The organism is Oceanobacillus luteolus (assembly GCF_023715655.1).
Lineage (GTDB): Bacteria > Bacillota > Bacilli > Bacillales > Amphibacillaceae > Oceanobacillus > Oceanobacillus luteolus.
Map to the genome: position 1 here is coordinate 1 of NZ_JAMBON010000159.1, position 418 is coordinate 418.

The window sequence follows — 418 nt, forward strand, 5'->3', positions numbered from 1 at the left end:
GGTAGGCTACGTGCCGCTGGATAAACGGACGTGGTTTGTTCCCGAGGTGCTGGAGGGGATGGAACAGCTGGCGCTGGTGTGCATCGATAACATCGAGTGCGTCGCCGGCGATGAGCCCTGGGAGATGGCCATCTTTAATCTCTATAACCGGATCCTGGAATCAGGCAAAACCCGGCTGCTGATCACCGGCGATCGGCCGCCGCGGCAGCTGAATCTTGGCCTGCCGGATCTGGCCTCACGGCTGGACTGGGGGCAGATCTATAAGCTGCAGCCGCTGTCGGATGAAGACAAACTGCAGGCGCTGCAGCTGCGCGCCAGACTGCGCGGCTTCGAGATGCCGGAAGATGTGTGCCGCTTCCTGCTGAAGCGGCTGGATCGCGAGATGCGTTCGCTGTTTATGACCCTCGATCAGCTGGAT

At 60.8% G+C, this 418-nt stretch carries 1 protein-coding gene; it reads left to right on the forward strand.

The genetic code is table 11. The annotated features are described in order from the left end of the window. Positions 1 to 418, forward strand: a 418-nt coding sequence (gene hda / locus M3210_RS20190) for a DnaA inactivator Hda (protein ID WP_251518096.1), incomplete at both ends; no start/stop codon positions are given.